Annotated in this window: 14 protein-coding genes; 11 read left to right on the forward strand and 3 right to left on the reverse strand. The window is 62.1% G+C overall.

Annotated elements, in window-relative coordinates:
* Positions 1–6: 6 nt before the first annotated feature.
* The gene (locus MJ643_RS15540) at positions 7–1,080 is read left to right on the forward strand and encodes an aminopeptidase (protein WP_169774687.1); all 1,074 of its coding nucleotides are present in this window, start codon (positions 7–9) and stop codon (positions 1,078–1,080) included.
* A 122-nt stretch (positions 1,081–1,202) separates the two neighbouring features.
* On the opposite strand, the gene MJ643_RS15545 is transcribed toward MJ643_RS15540, so the two are convergent.
* Together MJ643_RS15545 and MJ643_RS15550 are read right to left on the reverse strand one after the other, a co-directional pair.
* A complete protein-coding gene (locus MJ643_RS15545) occupies positions 1,203–1,853 on the reverse strand; it encodes an HAD family hydrolase (protein ID WP_024087950.1) in 651 nt (216 codons plus the stop codon).
* A gap of 121 nt (positions 1,854–1,974) precedes the next feature.
* A complete protein-coding gene (locus MJ643_RS15550) occupies positions 1,975–2,523 on the reverse strand; it encodes a gamma carbonic anhydrase family protein (RefSeq protein ID WP_023661439.1) in 549 nt (182 codons plus the stop codon).
* Between the two features lie 66 nt (positions 2,524–2,589).
* On the opposite strand from MJ643_RS15550, the gene prlC reads away from it, so the two are divergent.
* From prlC to MJ643_RS15580, 6 genes are all read left to right on the forward strand, one after another.
* The gene (prlC, locus tag MJ643_RS15555) at positions 2,590–4,677 is read left to right on the forward strand and encodes an oligopeptidase A (RefSeq protein WP_023661440.1); all 2,088 of its coding nucleotides are present in this window, start codon (positions 2,590–2,592) and stop codon (positions 4,675–4,677) included.
* On the forward strand, positions 4,674–4,955 hold the full coding sequence (locus MJ643_RS15560; RefSeq protein ID WP_013970292.1) for a YheV family putative zinc ribbon protein: 282 nt from the start codon (positions 4,674–4,676) through the stop codon (positions 4,953–4,955). The genes prlC and MJ643_RS15560 overlap by 4 nt, the downstream gene beginning before the upstream one ends.
* 124 nt (positions 4,956–5,079) lie before the next feature.
* Entirely contained in the window at positions 5,080–7,074 is a 1,995-nt protein-coding gene (locus tag MJ643_RS15565; RefSeq protein WP_169774686.1) for a M3 family metallopeptidase, read from the forward strand.
* A gap of 77 nt (positions 7,075–7,151) precedes the next feature.
* Positions 7,152–8,210 carry a PA0069 family radical SAM protein gene (locus MJ643_RS15570; RefSeq protein ID WP_208209345.1) on the forward strand — a complete coding sequence of 353 codons (1,059 nt, stop codon included), beginning with the start codon at positions 7,152–7,154 and terminating at the stop codon, positions 8,208–8,210.
* 422 nt (positions 8,211–8,632) lie between these two features.
* A complete protein-coding gene (locus tag MJ643_RS15575; protein WP_013970295.1) occupies positions 8,633–9,352 on the forward strand; it encodes a carbonic anhydrase in 720 nt (239 codons plus the stop codon).
* Positions 9,353–9,544: 192 nt separating this feature from the next.
* Positions 9,545–11,077, forward strand: a complete 1,533-nt coding sequence (locus MJ643_RS15580) for a SulP family inorganic anion transporter (RefSeq protein ID WP_013970296.1) — start codon at positions 9,545–9,547, stop codon at positions 11,075–11,077.
* Positions 11,078–11,209: 132 nt separating this feature from the next.
* Here MJ643_RS15580 and MJ643_RS15585 read toward each other — a convergent pair whose 3' ends face one another.
* Positions 11,210–11,851 carry a hypothetical protein gene (locus MJ643_RS15585; protein WP_013970297.1) on the reverse strand — a complete coding sequence of 214 codons (642 nt, stop codon included), beginning with the start codon at positions 11,849–11,851 and terminating at the stop codon, positions 11,210–11,212.
* 370 nt (positions 11,852–12,221) lie between these two features.
* Between MJ643_RS15585 and coxB the strand changes: the two genes are divergently transcribed.
* Genes coxB through MJ643_RS15605 form a run of 4 tightly spaced genes read left to right on the forward strand, consistent with a single transcriptional unit; the run spans position 12,222 to position 16,463 of the window.
* On the forward strand, positions 12,222–13,349 hold the full coding sequence (gene coxB, locus MJ643_RS15590; protein ID WP_015268462.1) for a cytochrome c oxidase subunit II: 1,128 nt from the start codon (positions 12,222–12,224) through the stop codon (positions 13,347–13,349).
* A 43-nt stretch (positions 13,350–13,392) separates the two neighbouring features.
* Positions 13,393–14,982 (forward strand): cytochrome c oxidase subunit I, encoded by a 1,590-nt coding sequence (gene ctaD / locus MJ643_RS15595; RefSeq protein ID WP_013970300.1) that lies wholly within the window; start codon positions 13,393–13,395, stop codon positions 14,980–14,982.
* A gap of 10 nt (positions 14,983–14,992) precedes the next feature.
* Positions 14,993–15,559 carry a cytochrome c oxidase assembly protein gene (locus MJ643_RS15600; RefSeq protein ID WP_013970301.1) on the forward strand — a complete coding sequence of 189 codons (567 nt, stop codon included), beginning with the start codon at positions 14,993–14,995 and terminating at the stop codon, positions 15,557–15,559.
* 16 nt (positions 15,560–15,575) lie between these two features.
* Entirely contained in the window at positions 15,576–16,463 is an 888-nt protein-coding gene (locus MJ643_RS15605; protein WP_003258926.1) for a cytochrome c oxidase subunit 3, read from the forward strand.
* Positions 16,464–16,509 lie beyond the last annotated feature (46 nt).

Here is a 16,509-nt window from a genome sequence, read left to right on the forward strand (position 1 = left end):
ATTCTTATGCAGCGCTCAGGCCCTGGGCCACTCGACCTTGTTTTCACCCGTTTGGTTCCCCTGCTGGCGGTGCTCCTGCTGAACGGTTGTAGCAGCGCCGCCTACTATGGGCAGTTGGCCGAGGGCCAGTGGCAGCTGCTACGCGCACGGCAGCCGGTGGAGCAAGTAGTGGCCAACCCGGCCACTTCGGCGCAATTGCGCGCGCGCCTGGAACACGCCAGGCAGGCGCGGGTATTTGCCAGCCAGCAGCTGAAGCTGCCGGACAATCGCAGCTACCGGGTGTATGCCGACATTGGCAGGCCCTATGTGGTGTGGAATGTGTTCGCTACCCCCGAGTTGTCGTTGCAGCCAGTGACGCACTGCTTCCCGATCGCGGGGTGTGTGGCCTATCGCGGTTATTATCAGCAAGGCGCGGCACGTGGGGCGGCGGCGTTGATGCGCCAGGATGGCATGGATGTGTACGTGGGCGGCGTGGAGGCCTATTCGACTCTGGGCTGGTTCGACGACCCTATCCTGTCGTCGATGGTGGGCTGGAGCGACGAGCGCCTGGCCACGCTGATCTTCCATGAACTGGCCCACCAGCGCTTCTATGTGCAGGACGACACCGAGTTCAACGAGTCGTTTGCCTCCTTCGTCGAGCAGGAAGGCACGCGGCAATGGCGTGTGGCGCGGGGCCTGGCTGCCTCTGGCGGGGAGCAGGGGCAGCAGCGTGAGCAATTCATCCGTTTGGTGCTGGCCAGCCGCGAGCGGTTGCAGGCGATTTATGCCGGGCCTCTGGATGATGTGAAGAAGCGGGCGGCCAAGCAGGCGGAGTTCGAGCGGCTTAGGCGGGAATACCGGCAGGTGCGTGATGCCCAGTGGGGTGGTGACAAGCGTTATGACGCCTGGATGTATGGGCCGATGAGCAATGCCAAGTTGCTGCCGTTCGGGCTGTATGACCAGTGGGTACCTGCGTTTGCGGCGGTGTTCCGTGAGGTGGGTGGGGACTGGGCGCGGTTTTATCAGCGGGTCGAGCAACTGGGGCGGTTGCCGATTGAAGAGCGGAAGGTGGCGTTGCAGCGGTTGATGGTGAACCTGTGAGAATTTGGGGCCGCTTTGCGGCCCATCGCGACGCAAGGCCGCTCCCACAAAGGTCCTGCTTACGCCGATCGATGTGGGAGCGGCCTTGTGTCGCGATGGGCTGCAAAGCAGCCCCCAGGCCATCAAGCCTTGAGAAATGCCTGATGCATCTCGGCCAAGGTAGCAAAGTGGTAGGCCGGCTCTTCCGCCATCAGTTCTTCCTGGCTACCAAACCCGTACCCCACCGCCACCGCCTGCAAGCCATTGCTGCGCGCACCGATCAGGTCATGCTTGCGGTCGCCGATCATCAGCGTCTTCGCCGGGTCCAGCCCTTCTTCCTCAAGCAGGTGACGAATCAGCTCGACCTTGTTGGTGCGTGTGCCATCCAGCTCACTGCCATAGATCACCTTGAAGTGGTGGTCGAAGGCGAAGTGCCGGGCGATTTCGCGGGCGAACTTCCACGGTTTGGAGGTGGCGATGTACAGCGTGCGACCCTGCCCGTTCAGGGCCTCGAGCAGCTCCGGCACACCTTCGAACACCAGGTTTTCGTACAGGCCGGTGACGCTGAAGCGTTCCCGATAGAAGTTCACCGCATCCCAGGCCTTGGCTTCGTCGAAGCTGTAGAACTGCATGAAGGCCTGCAGTAGGGGTGGGCCGATGAAGTGCTCGAGGCGGGTGAGGTCCGGCTCATCGATGCCCAGTTTGGCCAGGGCATACTGGATCGAGCGGGTGATGCCCTGGCGTGGGTCGGTCAGGGTGCCGTCGAGGTCGAAGAGGATGTTTTGCTGATGCATTTGCGGGTTCCACTTTGAATGCTGCGTGGTCTTCTTCGCGGGTAAACCCGCTCCCACAGGGATATCACAGGGCCTGAGGCCGGCGCCGTACCTGTGGGAGCGGGTTTACCCGCGAATGCGGTCATTCAGGTTGATCGTAGCCTTCGGCCAGATGCTGGTCCTTGAGCTTCACGTAGTTACTGGCGCTGTAGGCGAAGAACGCGTGTTCCTGGTCGTTCAGCAACCGAGCCTGCTTCACCGGGCTGCCCATATACAGGTACCCACTGACCAGGCGCTTGCCCGGCGGCACCAGGCTGCCGGCGCCGATGATCACTTCGTCCTCCACGATGGCACCGTCCATGATAGTGCTGCCCATGCCGACCAGGATGCGGTTGCCCAGGGTGCAGCCATGCAACATGACCTTGTGGCCGATGGTCACTTCGTCACCGATGATCAGCGGGAAGCCGTCCGGGTTGAACGGGCCGGCATGGGTGATATGCAGCACGCTGCCGTCCTGCACGCTGGTACGCGCGCCGATGCGGATGCGGTGCATGTCGCCGCGTATCACAGTCAAAGGCCATACGGAGCTGTCTTCACCGATTTCCACGTCGCCCAGTACTACCGCCGATCGGTCGACGAAGGCCCTGGGCCCAACTTTCGGAGTGTGTTGCTGGAAGCTTCGGGTGGCCATGATAGCGTCTCTCATCTGTGCCGATAGGCAGGCTGCCTGCTGCGGTCGGCGTCGATTGTAATTAAGATGGGGCAGTGTTTCTTCTGCCAAGGTATCCAAACCGTGAGTGCGAACAACCCGCTTCTGCAGTCCTACGATCTGCCGCCCTTCTCGCAAATCCGTGCCGAACACGTGTTGCCGGCGATCGAAGCGATCCTGGCCGACAACCGTAAAGCCATTGCCGAGATCCTCGAAAAGCAGGGCAAGAACCCTACCTGGGCTGGCCTGGTGCTGGCCATGGACGAACTGAATGACCGCCTGGGCGCCGCCTGGAGCCCGGTCAGCCACCTCAATGCGGTGTGCAACAGCGCGGAGCTGCGCGAAGCGTACGAGTCATGCCTGCCGGCGCTGAGCGCCTACTCTACCGAACTGGGCCAGAACCGTGCGCTGTTCGAAGCCTACCAGGCGCTGATCGACAGCCCCGAAGCCGCCGGCTTCGATGTGGCGCAAAAGACTATCCTCGAGCACGCCCTGCGGGACTTCCGCCTGTCGGGTATCGACCTGCCGGCGGATAAACAGCAGCGCTACGCCGAAGTGCAGAGCAAGCTCAGCGAGCTTGGCAGCCGTTTCTCCAACCAGCTGCTCGACGCCACACAGGCCTGGACCAAGCATGTTACCGACGAAGCCGCGCTGGCCGGCCTGACCGATTCGGCCAAGGCGCAGATGGCCGCGGCCGCCCAGGCCAAGGGCCTCGACGGCTGGCTGATCACCCTGGAATTCCCCAGCTACTACGCGGTGATGACCTACGCCAGCGACCGCGCCCTGCGCGAAGAGCTATACGCGGCCTACTGCACCCGCGCCTCGGACCAGGGCCCGAATGCCGGCCAGTTCGACAACGGCCCGGTGATGCAGGAAATCCTTGACCTGCGCCAGGAGCTGGCCGAACTGCTGGGCTACAAGAACTACGCGGAGCTTAGCCTGGCCACCAAGATGGCCGAGTCCAGTGACCAGGTGCTGAGCTTCCTGCGTGACCTGGCCAAGCGGTCCAAGCCGTTCGCCGCCCAGGACCTGGAGCAGCTCAAGGCTTATGCCGCCGAGCAGGGCTGCCCTGAGCTGGCCAGCTGGGACGCCGGGTACTTCGGCGAGAAGCTGCGCGAGCAGCGCTACAGCGTGTCGCAGGAAGCCCTGCGCGCCTACTTCCCGATCGACAAGGTGCTGGGTGGCCTGTTCAGCATCGTGCAGCGCCTTTACGGTATCGAGATTGCCGAGCTCAAGGGCTTCGACAGCTGGCACCCGGATGTGCGCCTGTTCGAGATCAAGGAAAACGGCCAGCACGTCGGCCGCTTCTTCTTCGACCTCTACGCGCGCGCCAACAAGCGTGGCGGCGCCTGGATGGATGGCGCGCGTGACCGTCGCCGCACAGCCGCTGGCCAGTTGCAGAGCCCCGTGGCCAACCTGGTGTGCAACTTCACCCCGGCCGCGCCCGGCAAGCCGGCGCTTTTGACCCACGATGAAGTCACCACCTTGTTCCACGAGTTCGGCCACGGTCTGCACCACATGCTGACCCGCATCGAGCATGCCGGTGTATCCGGTATCAACGGCGTGGCCTGGGACGCGGTCGAACTGCCGAGCCAGTTCATGGAAAACTGGTGCTGGGAGCCGGAAGGCCTCGCACTGATCTCCTCCCACTACGAAACTGGCGCCCCCCTGCCCCAGGACCTGCTGGACAAGATGCTGGCGGCAAAGAACTTCCAGTCGGGAATGATGATGGTGCGCCAGTTGGAGTTCTCGCTGTTCGACTTCGAGCTGCATGCAACCCATGGTGACGGCCGCAGCGTGCTGCAGGTGCTCGAAGGCGTGCGCGACGAGGTGTCCGTCATGCGCCCACCGGCGTACAACCGCTTCCCCAACAGCTTTGCGCACATCTTTGCTGGTGGTTATGCGGCGGGCTACTACAGCTACAAGTGGGCCGAGGTGCTGTCGGCAGACGCCTTCTCGCGCTTTGAGGAAGAAGGCGTGCTGAATGCCGAAACCGGCCGAGCCTTCCGCGAGGCGATCCTGGCACGTGGTGGTTCGCGCGAGCCGATGGAGCTATTCGTCGACTTCCGTGGCCGTGAGCCTTCCATCGATGCCTTGCTGCGCCATAGTGGCCTGAGCGAGGACGCTGCAGCATGAGCGAGGTAGCCGTGAACAAGACCAAGAAACGCTTCATTGCCGGGGCGGTATGCCCGGCGTGCAGCGAGACCGACAAGCTGATGATGTGGAACGAAGACGGTGTACCGCACCGCGAGTGCGTGGCCTGCGGCTTTACTGACACCCTCAACGAGCAGGGCTTGTCGGTGCCGAAGGAGCTCGGCACCCGGGTCAACCATCTGGAACCGAAAGCCGCGCCGGCCAAGGTACAGACGGTGCAGTTCTTCCCCAACCCGAAGCTGAAGAAACCGGCTGAATAAAGCCGTCGTGCCGCCCGGGCGCCGTGCCCGGGCCGGCATGCCCGGGTGGTAGATAATCAGGCCACCTACTGCACGCTGGCCATGCAAGCTCACCTGCTCTTCCCTACGAGCAAGGTGTTGCACCATGGATAACCCACTTCTGCAAGATAGCCATATCCCCGTCGATTATCCGTCGATCACGCTTCAAAACATGCAAGTTGCCTTCGACCACGTGCTGTTGGCGCACGAGCAAGGCATCGAACGCATCATCCGCGACCAGCAGGCACTGCCAACCTGGGATGACATGGTGCTGGCGGTGGACGGGCTGGATAGTCAGCTTCTGACGGTGTTGTATGCCGCCTCGCCATTGGTTGGTCGGGATGAAGCCTGGGCTGGTGCCATTTCCGACTTCTTCGCCAAGGCTACGGAGCGGTTCGAACAGAAATTCACCAACTCCGCACTGCAGGCCCTGTATGAGCGCTTGGCCAACAGCGACATCGGCAAGCAGCTGGATGCCCAGAAACGCGCCACGCTGCGCTGGCATCTGCACAAGTTCACCTCCAGCGGTGCATCGCTCGACCCCGCAGGCAAGGTGCGCCTGGCCGAACTGCTGAAACGGATTGGCGCTGCGCGCGAGGCGTTTCGCGGCAACATCAACCGGCCAGGGCTGAGCATTACGGATGAGTCCGAACTGAGCGGTGTACCTCAACGCATCCGTGACGAGCTGGCTACCAGGGCACAGGAGGCGGGTGAGCCGGGTTGGTTGATTGCATGTGAAAGCGTGACTACCGACGCCGTGCTCAAGCATGCCGACAACCGGCAGCTGCGTGAGCGCGTATACCGGGCTTACAACACCCGAGGCGTCGGCCTTGGCCAACAGCAGGATAATCGCTCGCACCTGGAGCAACTGGCGAGGCTGCTGGAAGAAAAGGCCCACTTGCTCGGCTTTGCCAGCCATCTGGAGCAGAGCCTGCATTCGAAGAGCGCGGGTTCGGTTGCCCAGGTGCGCGGCTTTCTTCATGACCTTGCCGACCATGTGCGGCCGGCCGTGCTGCAGTGGCGTGCAGAAATGCAGCATCAGGCCGCAGCCAAAGGTCTGGAGAATGTCCAGCCCTGGGACATTGCCTATCTGCAGGCCTCGTCGCGCGAGGTGCTTTCCACCGAAGCCTTGCGCGAACACTTCCCGCTGAATGCCGTGGTCAGTGCATTGCAGCAGTTGGCGGAAAAACTGTTTGGCGTAACGCTGCTGGCCAAGCCGCTGGCAACCTGGGATGACAGCGTGCAACCGTTCGAGGTGTGGCAGGACAACGCCTTGATCGGTTTCCTGTACCTGGACGCCGTACAGCATGCCGGCAAGCAACCTGACTCGGTGTTCACCACCTACATTCGCAACCGCCGGGTCGATGCCGAGGGAATCTTCCAGGCGGCCTCGGTGGTGGTCTACAGCGACGTGCCTGCAGCGCTGCCGGGTAGCCAGCCGTTACTGGACCATCTATCACTGCGCAAGCTGTTCCATGAATTTGGCCATGCCTTGCACCATTTGCTGGTGCGCACGACCAACCACGTGATGTCCAACGTCACCGAACTCGGTACCGATGGCGTGGAACTGTTCGGCAAGCTGTTTGAGCGCTGGGTCTGGGACGCGGATTACCTGGTGGCGATCTCTTCGCCACTTCAGGATGGCAGCAAGCTTTCCCGGGCCCGGGTCGATGAATGCCTGCGCCGCTTGCGGCAGCAAGGTGTGGAGGAAACCGCGCGCGACCTGAGCATGGCGCTGTTCGATCTGGACCTGCATGGCACGCCGAACGATGGCCGGTCCCTCGAGCAGCGCCTGGGCGATGCTCGTGAGCGTTGTGGCTACTGGCCCTTGGCCGATTTCGAGCACCCGGCGCATGCCTTCGACCATCTGGTAAATGGCTACGATGCCGGTTATTACGCCTATCTGTGGTCGGACGTGCACGCATTCGACCTGTTCACCCGCTTCGAGGCCCAAGGCCTGCTGGACCGGGCCACAGGCCGGGCGCTGCAGGAGACATTGCTTGCCCTTGGGGCATCGCGACCTTTACGTGACGGTATTGAGGCGTTTCTCGGCCGGCAGTCAAGCCAACTGCCCTTCCTGCGTTGGCATGGCCTGAAGTGAGAGTGGGCTGACCGGAGGTGCTGGAAAGAATCAGGCATGCGCGATACTGTGCATAAATACAGTATCAGAGGTAGGCCATGATTCCTCCAGCACCGCAAAAGGGCCGTGGCACGGCGTACAATCCGCACAACCGCTTTGCCCCCAGCCATTCGATGGCGGAGGATGACGGCTGGTATCAGGAGGTGCCGCAAACCCAGGGCACCGAGGTACGGGTAGAGACGGCCAAATCGGTGATCAGCCGCAATACCTCGCCCGACCTGCCCTTCGACCGTTCCATCAACCCATACCGTGGCTGCGAGCACGGTTGCATCTACTGCTATGCCCGCCCTTCCCACGCTTACTGGGACCTTTCCCCCGGCCTGGATTTCGAGACAAAGCTGATTGCCAAGACCAACGCCGCCGAGGTGCTTGCGCAACAATTGAGCAAACCGGGTTACGTGTGCGCGCCGATCAACCTGGGTTCCAATACCGACCCGTACCAGCCGATCGAACGTGAACAACTGCTGACCCGGCGCCTGCTCGAAGTGCTGCTGCGTTTTCGCCACCCGGTGACCATCGTCACCAAGGGGTCGCTGGTGCTGCGCGACCTCGACCTGCTGGCCGAGATGGCTCGCCAGCGCCTGGTGCGAGTGATGATCAGCCTGACCACGCTAGACGATGACTTGAAACGGGTACTGGAACCGCGTGCGGCGTCACCCAAGGCGCGCTTGCGGGCGATCCGCTTGTTGCGCGAGGCGGGAGTGCCGGTGGGCGTGTTGTGTTCGCCGATGATTCCGATGATCAACGACAGTGAACTGGAACGGCTGCTGGAGGCGGCGAGGGAGGCAGGTGCACAGAGCGCAGCCTACATGATGTTGCGCCTGCCGCTGGAAGTGGCACCGTTGTTCGAGCAATGGCTGCAGGACCATTACCCGCAGCGGGCGGCGCATGTGTTGAGCCTGATCCGCCAGAGCCGCGGCGGCGAACTGTATGACAGCCGCTTTGGTGCGCGCATGCGCGGTGAAGGCGTGTTTGCCGAGTTGCTGGCGCAGCGTTTTGCCAAGGCCATGAAGCGGCTGGAGTTCAAAGGGCGAGAAGCGCATGCGCTGGATTGTTCGGCGTTTTGCCCGCCGGGTGGGCAGATGGCGTTGTTCTGATGCTTGAGCAGAGCACGGTCTTTGTGGGAGCGGGCGCGCCCGCGAACACCGGCGCAGCCGGTGCCATGTACCGAGTTGTCTCCTTCGCGGGCACGCCCGCTCCCACAGGTTCTGCGCAGGTTCCGGGTTCCCACGTGTGGCGCATTGCCAGCCCTCAATGCAACTAATTCAAGTTGATAATTGCAGTAATGGCTCTTGGCAGTTGATGTTTTTTTGCTATTATCCAATACCCGCCTTTCTCATCTGGAACACCCGTTCTAGAGCCTTCGAATTAAGTTTCAGTTAAGTTTTCCCCGCTAGCGTAGGAAATCAGTCTTCACCGACTGTGATCTATGGCCCGTGCGTGTCATCTAAATCCCTGCATAGCCAGAATCTTTCACCGGTAAAATGGATTTACCTACACACCGTCAAGAGGATGAATCATGCCCGTCAAGGACCCATCCAAGGTCGTACCGCAGGTCCCCGCGGAGAGCGCCGATGCCGCCCTGAAGCACATCGTCGACGGCTTCCTGCGTTTTCACCATGACGTTTTCCCCGAGCAGCAAGAGCTGTTCAAGAAGCTCGCCACCGCGCAAACCCCGCGAGCCATGTTCATCACCTGCGCCGACTCGCGCATCGTTCCCGAGCTGATCACCCAGAGTTCACCTGGCGACCTGTTCGTGACCCGTAACGTCGGTAACGTGGTACCGCCGTATGGCCAGATGAACGGCGGCGTTTCCAGCGCCATCGAATACGCCGTACTGGCGTTGAAAGTGCATCACATCATCGTCTGCGGCCACTCCGACTGCGGCGCCATGCGTGCCGTACTCAACCCGCAATCGCTGACCAAGATGCCGACCGTGTCCGCCTGGTTGCGCCACGCCGAAGTGGCCCGCACCGTGGTCGAGAACAACTGCTCGTGCGGCAGCGAACATGAAACCATGCAGGTGCTGACCAAGGAAAACGTCATCGCCCAGCTGCATCACCTGCGCACCCACCCTTCGGTGGCTTCGCGCCTGGCAGCCGGTGAGCTGTACATCCATGGCTGGGTCTACGACATCGAGACCAGCAAGATCGAAGCCTACGACGCCGCCAGCGATACCTTCCTGCCCTTGGCTGCTGGCGAGCCGGTCCCCTGCGCTACTCCGAGAGGCCGCTACTAAGCGACCCATCCACCCGCTGGAACCTTGATAGCCGGCTGCACCCCATAGGGGTGTGGCACGGCCTTCGGCTGCCTTGAATTCCCTGACTGCCTTGCCGGCGCGCCCGCTGGCGGCCCGCGCCTGCGCGCTCGTCAGGGGCAAACGTGCCCACGGCCAGGGGAATGGCTGTGTGACAAAGAAAGGAGAAACACGGTGAACATTACACAGTTGAAAGCGGCCCTGCCGCGTGAGTTGCTGGCGTCGGTGGTGGTCTTCCTGGTGGCACTGCCGTTGTGCATGGGCATTGCGATCGCCTCTGGCATGCCACCGGCCAAAGGCCTGATTACCGGCATTATCGGCGGTATTGTCGTAGGTTTCCTCGCCGGTTCGCCGCTGCAGGTCAGTGGCCCGGCCGCAGGTCTGGCGGTATTGGTATTCGAGCTGGTACGCCAGCATGGCATGGCCATGCTCGGGCCGATCCTGCTGCTGGCCGGCTTGCTGCAGTTACTGGCCGGGCGCCTGCGCCTGGGCTGCTGGTTCCGGGTTACCGCTCCGGCGGTGGTGTACGGCATGTTGGCGGGGATTGGCGTGCTGATCGTGCTTTCGCAGGTGCATGTGATGTTCGACACCGCGCCGCAGCCATCCGGCATGCAGAACCTGCTGGAGTTCCCAGCGACCGTGGCCGCCGCCCTGCCGCAGGAAAGCGCCGGCTCTGGTTGGATGGCCGGTGCGCTTGGCCTGGGCACCATCGCCATCATGTGGAGCTGGGAGCGGCTGCGACCGCAGCGGCTGCGCTTCGTCCCGGGTGCCCTGCTGGGTGTGTCGGCCATGACGGCCATCAGCATCTGGCTGGCTTTGCCGGTGAACCGCGTACAGGTGCCGGCCGACCTGTCCGAGGCCATCGACTGGATCCGCCCTGGTGACCTGATGCAACTGGCCGACCCTACCTTGTTGGTCGCCGCTTTTGCCCTGGCCTTCATCGCCAGTGCCGAAACCTTGTTGTCGGCTGCAGCGGTTGACCGCATGCACAGCGGCCAGCGTTCGGACTTTGATCGTGAGCTGTCGGCCCAGGGCATCGGCAACATGCTGTGCGGGGTGCTCGGTGCGTTGCCGATGACCGGGGTGATCGTGCGTAGCTCGGCCAACGTGCAGGCAGGTGCGCAGACCCGGGCTTCGGCGATCTTCCATGGTCTGTGGCTGCTGGCGTTCGTTGTGGCGTTGAGCAGCGTGCTGCAGCAGATCCCGGTGGCGAGCCTGGCGGGTGTGCTGGTGTTCACCGGGGTCAAGCTGGTGGATTTCAAGGCGTTTCGTGGGCTGGGCCGCTATGGCCGCATGCCGATGTTCACCTACGCGGCGACGGCGCTGGCGATCATCTTTACCGACCTGCTGACCGGTGTATTGCTGGGCTTTGCCCTGACCTTGCTGAAGCTGGCACTGAAGGCGGCGCGGTTGAAGATCAATCTGGTCAGCCTGGAGAAGGCTGGACACATGGAGCTGCGGTTGAGTGGCGCGGCTACCTTCCTCAAGGTGCCGGCGCTGACCCAGGTGCTGGATAGCGTACCGGCGGGGACCACACTGCATGTGCCGTTGGGTAACCTCAGCTATATCGACCACTCGTGCCTTGAGCTGCTTGAGGATTGGGGGCGCAGCAATTCGGCCAATGGGTCGCGGTTGCTGATCGAGCAGCGGCGCTTGAAGCGGCGGATCGAGGGGCGGATGCGGACTACGGCGGGGGTTGGGGCCTGAAGCTGAAAGTCTGTATCGCCTGAACTGGCCTCTTCGCGGGTAAACCCGCTCCCACAGGTACTGCACAGGCTATGAACCCTGTGGAGTACCTGTGGGAGCGGGTTTACCCGCGAAGAGGCCGGGACAGGAATATCAGGCCGGCTGGCCCAGCTCCACCCCCAACTGCCGCGACAGGCACGGCCAGCGCTTCCACGCCGCGCCCGTTTCCGGACTGCTCAATTTCTCGCGGTAGGCCTCCACCGACTCCACCGCGAAGCTTTCGTCGTTCAACATTTCATCCACCGAGTGGTGCACCACTTCATCCAGCTGGTTGGCAAACGTCTCGCCAATCAACTGGTGGGCAATTAGGTTGGCGACGGTGGTGTCGACCGGGATCAACGGTTGCTGGAAGTGACGGATGTACAGGTCGTTCACCTCTTCCACCAGGCGGTGCGCCAGGTAGGCCTCATCCAGCAGGCAGTCCAGGCCCATATGCCCTTGCATCAGGCTGGGCGGCTGCAGGAAGTAGGCTTCGGCGATTTTCAGTACAGGTTTGATCTGCGATTCGATCCCGGCCTCGCGGGCGACCTCATGGGCGGCCTCCAGCAGTTCCGGAACCTGGTCGATGTAGGCGCTGACGAAGCGCGCCAAAGTACCCTGGGCGTCCTGCTCAGGCAGTTGGATCGAGGGGTGCAGGTGGGGCAGTTGCAGCTCGAGACGCTTTTTCAGTTGGCCGGTCTGGCCTTCGTGTTGATGGGCTTGGCTTACCTGCTCGCGTACAGCAGCGATGTTCATGACAACTCCAGGGACATTACGTTTCAAACGGAAGACACTAAATTAGCTCGGTATACAGAATACCTAAGACGCATTTGTTATAAGTTCGCGCAAACGTGTGCATGCTCAGGCATATCGAAAAGCCATTATTGTGCCATGCCGTGTCAAGCGCGCGGTTTTCAGGCCATTCAGCCATTTCATGAAGTTCATTTCACGGGCTTCGTTGCGTGCCGTTGGTCGCTGTCTATACTCCCGGTGAACGTGATTCGTTGATGAGGCCCGACTGCTTTTAGCAGGGGCTCGGTCGTCGAAGCCAGGTAGTCTTGACCACCGTTCCCTCTTGCCGCAGGCCACGCCTCCGGGACTACAAGAACGAGAAGGGGAACCCGCAATGATGCGACATCCACATGTCTGGATGGGCCTCCTGTTGTGGTCGGTTTTTGGTCAGGCCAACGCCGCCTGGACCGTGAACATGCACCCAGGCGCGACGGAAGTCTCCAACGCCGTCTTCGACCTGCACATGACCATCTTCTGGATCTGCGTGATCATCGGCATCGTTGTCTTTGGCGCGATGTTCTGGTCCATGGTCATCCACCGCCGTTCCACCGGCCAGCAGGCTGCGCATTTCCACGAGCACACCTGGGTGGAAATCCTCTGGACCGTGGTCCCCTTCCTGATCCTGGTGGCCATGGCCATCCCGGCCACCAAGACCCTGATCGACATCTACGATGCCAGCGAGTCGGACATCGATATCCAGGTTACCGGCTACCAGTGGAAGTGGCACTACAAATACCTTGGCCAGGACGTGGAGTTCTTCAGTAACCTGGCCACCCCCACTGAGCAGATCCACAACAAGGCACCCAAGGACGAGCACTACCTGCTCGAAGTCGACCAGCCGCTGGTGCTGCCGGTTGGCGCCAAGGTGCGCTTCCTGGTAACCGCTGCCGATGTCATCCACTCCTGGTGGGTGCCGGCCTTCGCGGTCAAGCGTGATGCCATCCCCGGCTTCGTCAACGAAGCCTGGACCCGTATCGAGAAGCCCGGCATCTACCGCGGCCAGTGCACCGAGCTGTGCGGCAAGGACCACGGTTTCATGCCGGTGGTGGTCGAGGTCAAGTCCAAGGCCGACTACGACACCTGGCTGGGCGAGCGCAAGGCTGAAGCTGCCAAGCTCAAGGAGCTGACCAGCAAGGAATGGACCCTGGAAGAACTGGTGGAACGTGGTGACAAGGTCTACCACACCACCTGCGTGGCCTGTCACCAGGCCGAAGGCCAGGGCCTGCCGCCGATGTTCCCTGCGCTCAAGGGCTCGAAGATCGCCACCGGGCCGAAGGAAGCCCACCTGGGCATCGTCTTCCACGGCAAGCCCGGCACTGCCATGGCCGCGTTCGGCAAGCAGCTCTCGGAAGTCGACATCGCCGCCGTGGTCACCTACGAGCGCAACGCCTGGGGCAACAACAAGGGTGACATGGTCACGCCGAAGGACGTGCTGGCGCTGAAGCAGGCAGAAGCGCAATGAACCGGGTTACTCGTGGCAATCAATGGATTGCAGGAGACAGGACATGAGTGCAGTGATCGACGACCACGCCCACGGCCATGACCATGCGCACGGCCCGGCCAAGGGCCTGATGCGCTGGGTGCTGACCACCAACCACAAGGACATCGGCACGATGTACCTGTGGTTCAGCTTCATCATGTTCCTGCTCGGCGGCTCGTTCGCCATGGTGATCCGCGCCGAGCTGTTCCAGCCTGGCCTGCAGATCGTCCAGCCGGAGTTCTTCAACCAGATGACCACCATGCACGGCCTGATCATGGTGTTCGGTGCGGTGATGCCGGCCTTCGTCGGCCTGGCCAACTGGATGATCCCGCTGATGATCGGCGCGCCCGACATGGCTTTGCCGCGGATGAACAACTTCAGCTTCTGGCTGCTGCCGGCAGCTTTCCTGCTGCTGGTCTCGACCCTGTTCAGCCCGGGCGGCGGGCCCAACTTCGGCTGGACCTTCTACGCCCCGCTGTCCACCACCTACGCGCCGGCCAGCGTCACCTTCTTCATCTTTGCCATCCACCTGATGGGCATCAGTTCGATCATGGGCGCGATCAACGTGATCGCCACCATCCTCAACCTGCGCGCCCCGGGCATGACCCTGATGAAGATGCCACTGTTCGTCTGGACCTGGCTGATTACCGCATTCCTGCTGATTGCGGTGATGCCGGTGCTGGCCGGCGTCGTCACCATGATGCTGATGGACATCCACTTTGGTACCAGCTTCTTCAGTGCCGCCGGCGGTGGTGACCCGGTGCTGTTCCAGCACGTGTTCTGGTTCTTCGGCCACCCCGAGGTGTACATCATGATCCTGCCGGCCTTCGGCGCGGTCAGCTCGATCATCCCGGCGTTCTCGCGCAAGCCGCTGTTCGGCTACACCTCGATGGTGTACGCCACCGGCGCCATCGCCTTCCTGTCGTTCATCGTCTGGGCCCACCACATGTTCGTTGTCGGTATTCCGGTGGTCGGCGAGCTGTTCTTCATGTACGCCACCATGCTGATCGCCGTGCCTACCGGGGTGAAGGTGTTCAACTGGGTCAGCACCATGTGGGAAGGCTCGCTGACCTTCGAAACGCCGATGCTGTTCGCCATCGCCTTTGTCATCCTGTTCACCATCGGCGGATTCAGCGGGCTGATGCTTGCCATCGCTCCAGCGGACTTCCAGTACCACGACACCTACTTCGTGGTGGCGCATTTCCATTATGTGCTGGTGCCTGGGGCTATCTTCGGCATCTTCGCCTCGGCCTACTACTGGCTGCCGAAATGGACCGGCCACATGTATGACGAAACCCTCGGCAAGCTGCACTTCTGGCTATCGTTCATCGGCATGAACATGGCCTTCTTCCCTATGCACTTCGTGGGGCTGGCCGGCATGCCACGGCGAATCCCCGACTACAACCTGCAGTTCGCCGACTTCAACATGGTGTCGTCGATCGGCGCGTTCATGTTCGGCGCTACGCAGATCTTCTTCCTGTTCATCGTCATCAAGTGCATCCGCGGCGGCGCGCCGGCACCGGCCAAGCCATGGGATGGCGCCGAGGGCCTGGAGTGGTCGATCCCTTCGCCTGCGCCCTACCACACCTTCCAGACGCCACCGGAAGTGAAATAGGAACCGTGCCATGAACGGCCTTTCGCTGAAACGTCTGGTGTTGCGCCTGTTGATGCTGACGGTGGTGATGTTCGCCTTCGGCTTCGCCCTGGTGCCTATCTATGACGTGATGTGCAAGGCCTTCGGCATCAACGGCAAGACCGGAGGGCAGTACGAAGGCAGCCAGGTCAGCGACCCGACGCGTTCGGTGCGGGTGCAGTTCATGTCGACCAATGCCAGCGACATGGTCTGGGACTTCTACTCCACCGCCGACCAGTTGGAGGTCAACCCGGGTGCGGTGAACCAGATGATCTTCGTCGCCCATAACCCGACCGACCGGCCGATGAGTGCGCAAGCCATCCCCAGCATCACCCCGGCCGAGGCTGCGGCGTACTTCCACAAGACCGAGTGCTTCTGCTTCACCCAGCAGGTGCTGCAGCCCGGCGAACGCATCGAGATGCCGGTGCGCTTCATCGTCGACCGCGACCTGCCGGCCAGCGTGAAGCACCTGACACTGGCCTACACCTTGTTCGACATCACCGCTCGCCACCCGCCGGTCGCGCATGTCGCGGCCCAGGACGTCCAGGGCGCCCGTTAAGGGAAGGAGAACAGCAATGGCAAGTCATGAGCACTACTACGTTCCGGCGCAGAGCAAGTGGCCGATCATCGCCACCATCGGCATGTTCATCACGGTGTTCGGCCTGGGTACCTGGTTCAACGACATGAAGGCCGGCCACCCCGAGTCGCACGGGCCGCTGATCTTCTTCATCGGTGCGTTGTTCCTGGCCTACATGCTGTTCGGCTGGTTCGGTTCGGTGGTGCGGGAGAGCCGCGCGGGGCTGTACAGCCCGCAACTGGACCGCTCGTTCCGCTGGGGCATGAGCTGGTTCATTTTCTCCGAGGTGATGTTTTTCCTGGCCTTCTTCGGTGCGCTGTTCTACGTGCGCGTGCTGGCCGGGCCGTGGCTGGGCGGTGAAGGGGCCAAGGGTGTTGCGCACATGTTGTGGCCGACCTTCGAATTCACCTGGCCGCTGCTGCACACGCCCGACCCAAAACTGTTCCCGCCGCCCAAGGAAGTGATCGACCCGTGGCACCTGCCGCTGATCAACACCATCTTGCTGGTCAGCTCCAGCGTGACCATCACCATCGCCCACCATGCCCTGCGTCGCGGCCACCGTGGCCCGCTGAAATTCTGGATGGCGCTGACCATCGTCCTGGGCGCCAGCTTCATCGCGTTGCAGGCCTACGAGTACCACGAGGCCTATACCAAGCTGGGGCTGACGCTGGGGTCGGGTATCTACGGCGCGACGTTCTTCATGCTCACCGGCTTCCACGGCGCCCACGTGACCTTGGGCACGATCATCCTGATCGTGATGTTCGTGCGCATCTTGCGCGGGCATTTCAACCCGGAGAAACACTTTGGTTTCGAGGCGGCCAGTTGGTACTGGCACTTCGTCGATGTGGTGTGGGTGGGGTTGTTCATCTTTGTCTATGTGTTGTGAATAGAGAACCCTGTGGGAGCGGGCGCGCCCGCGAATGCGTCGGTAC

Origin of the sequence: Pseudomonas sp. PNPG3, assembly GCF_023093815.1 — a bacterium.
Taxonomy (GTDB): Bacteria; Pseudomonadota; Gammaproteobacteria; order Pseudomonadales; family Pseudomonadaceae; genus Aquipseudomonas; species Aquipseudomonas asiatica.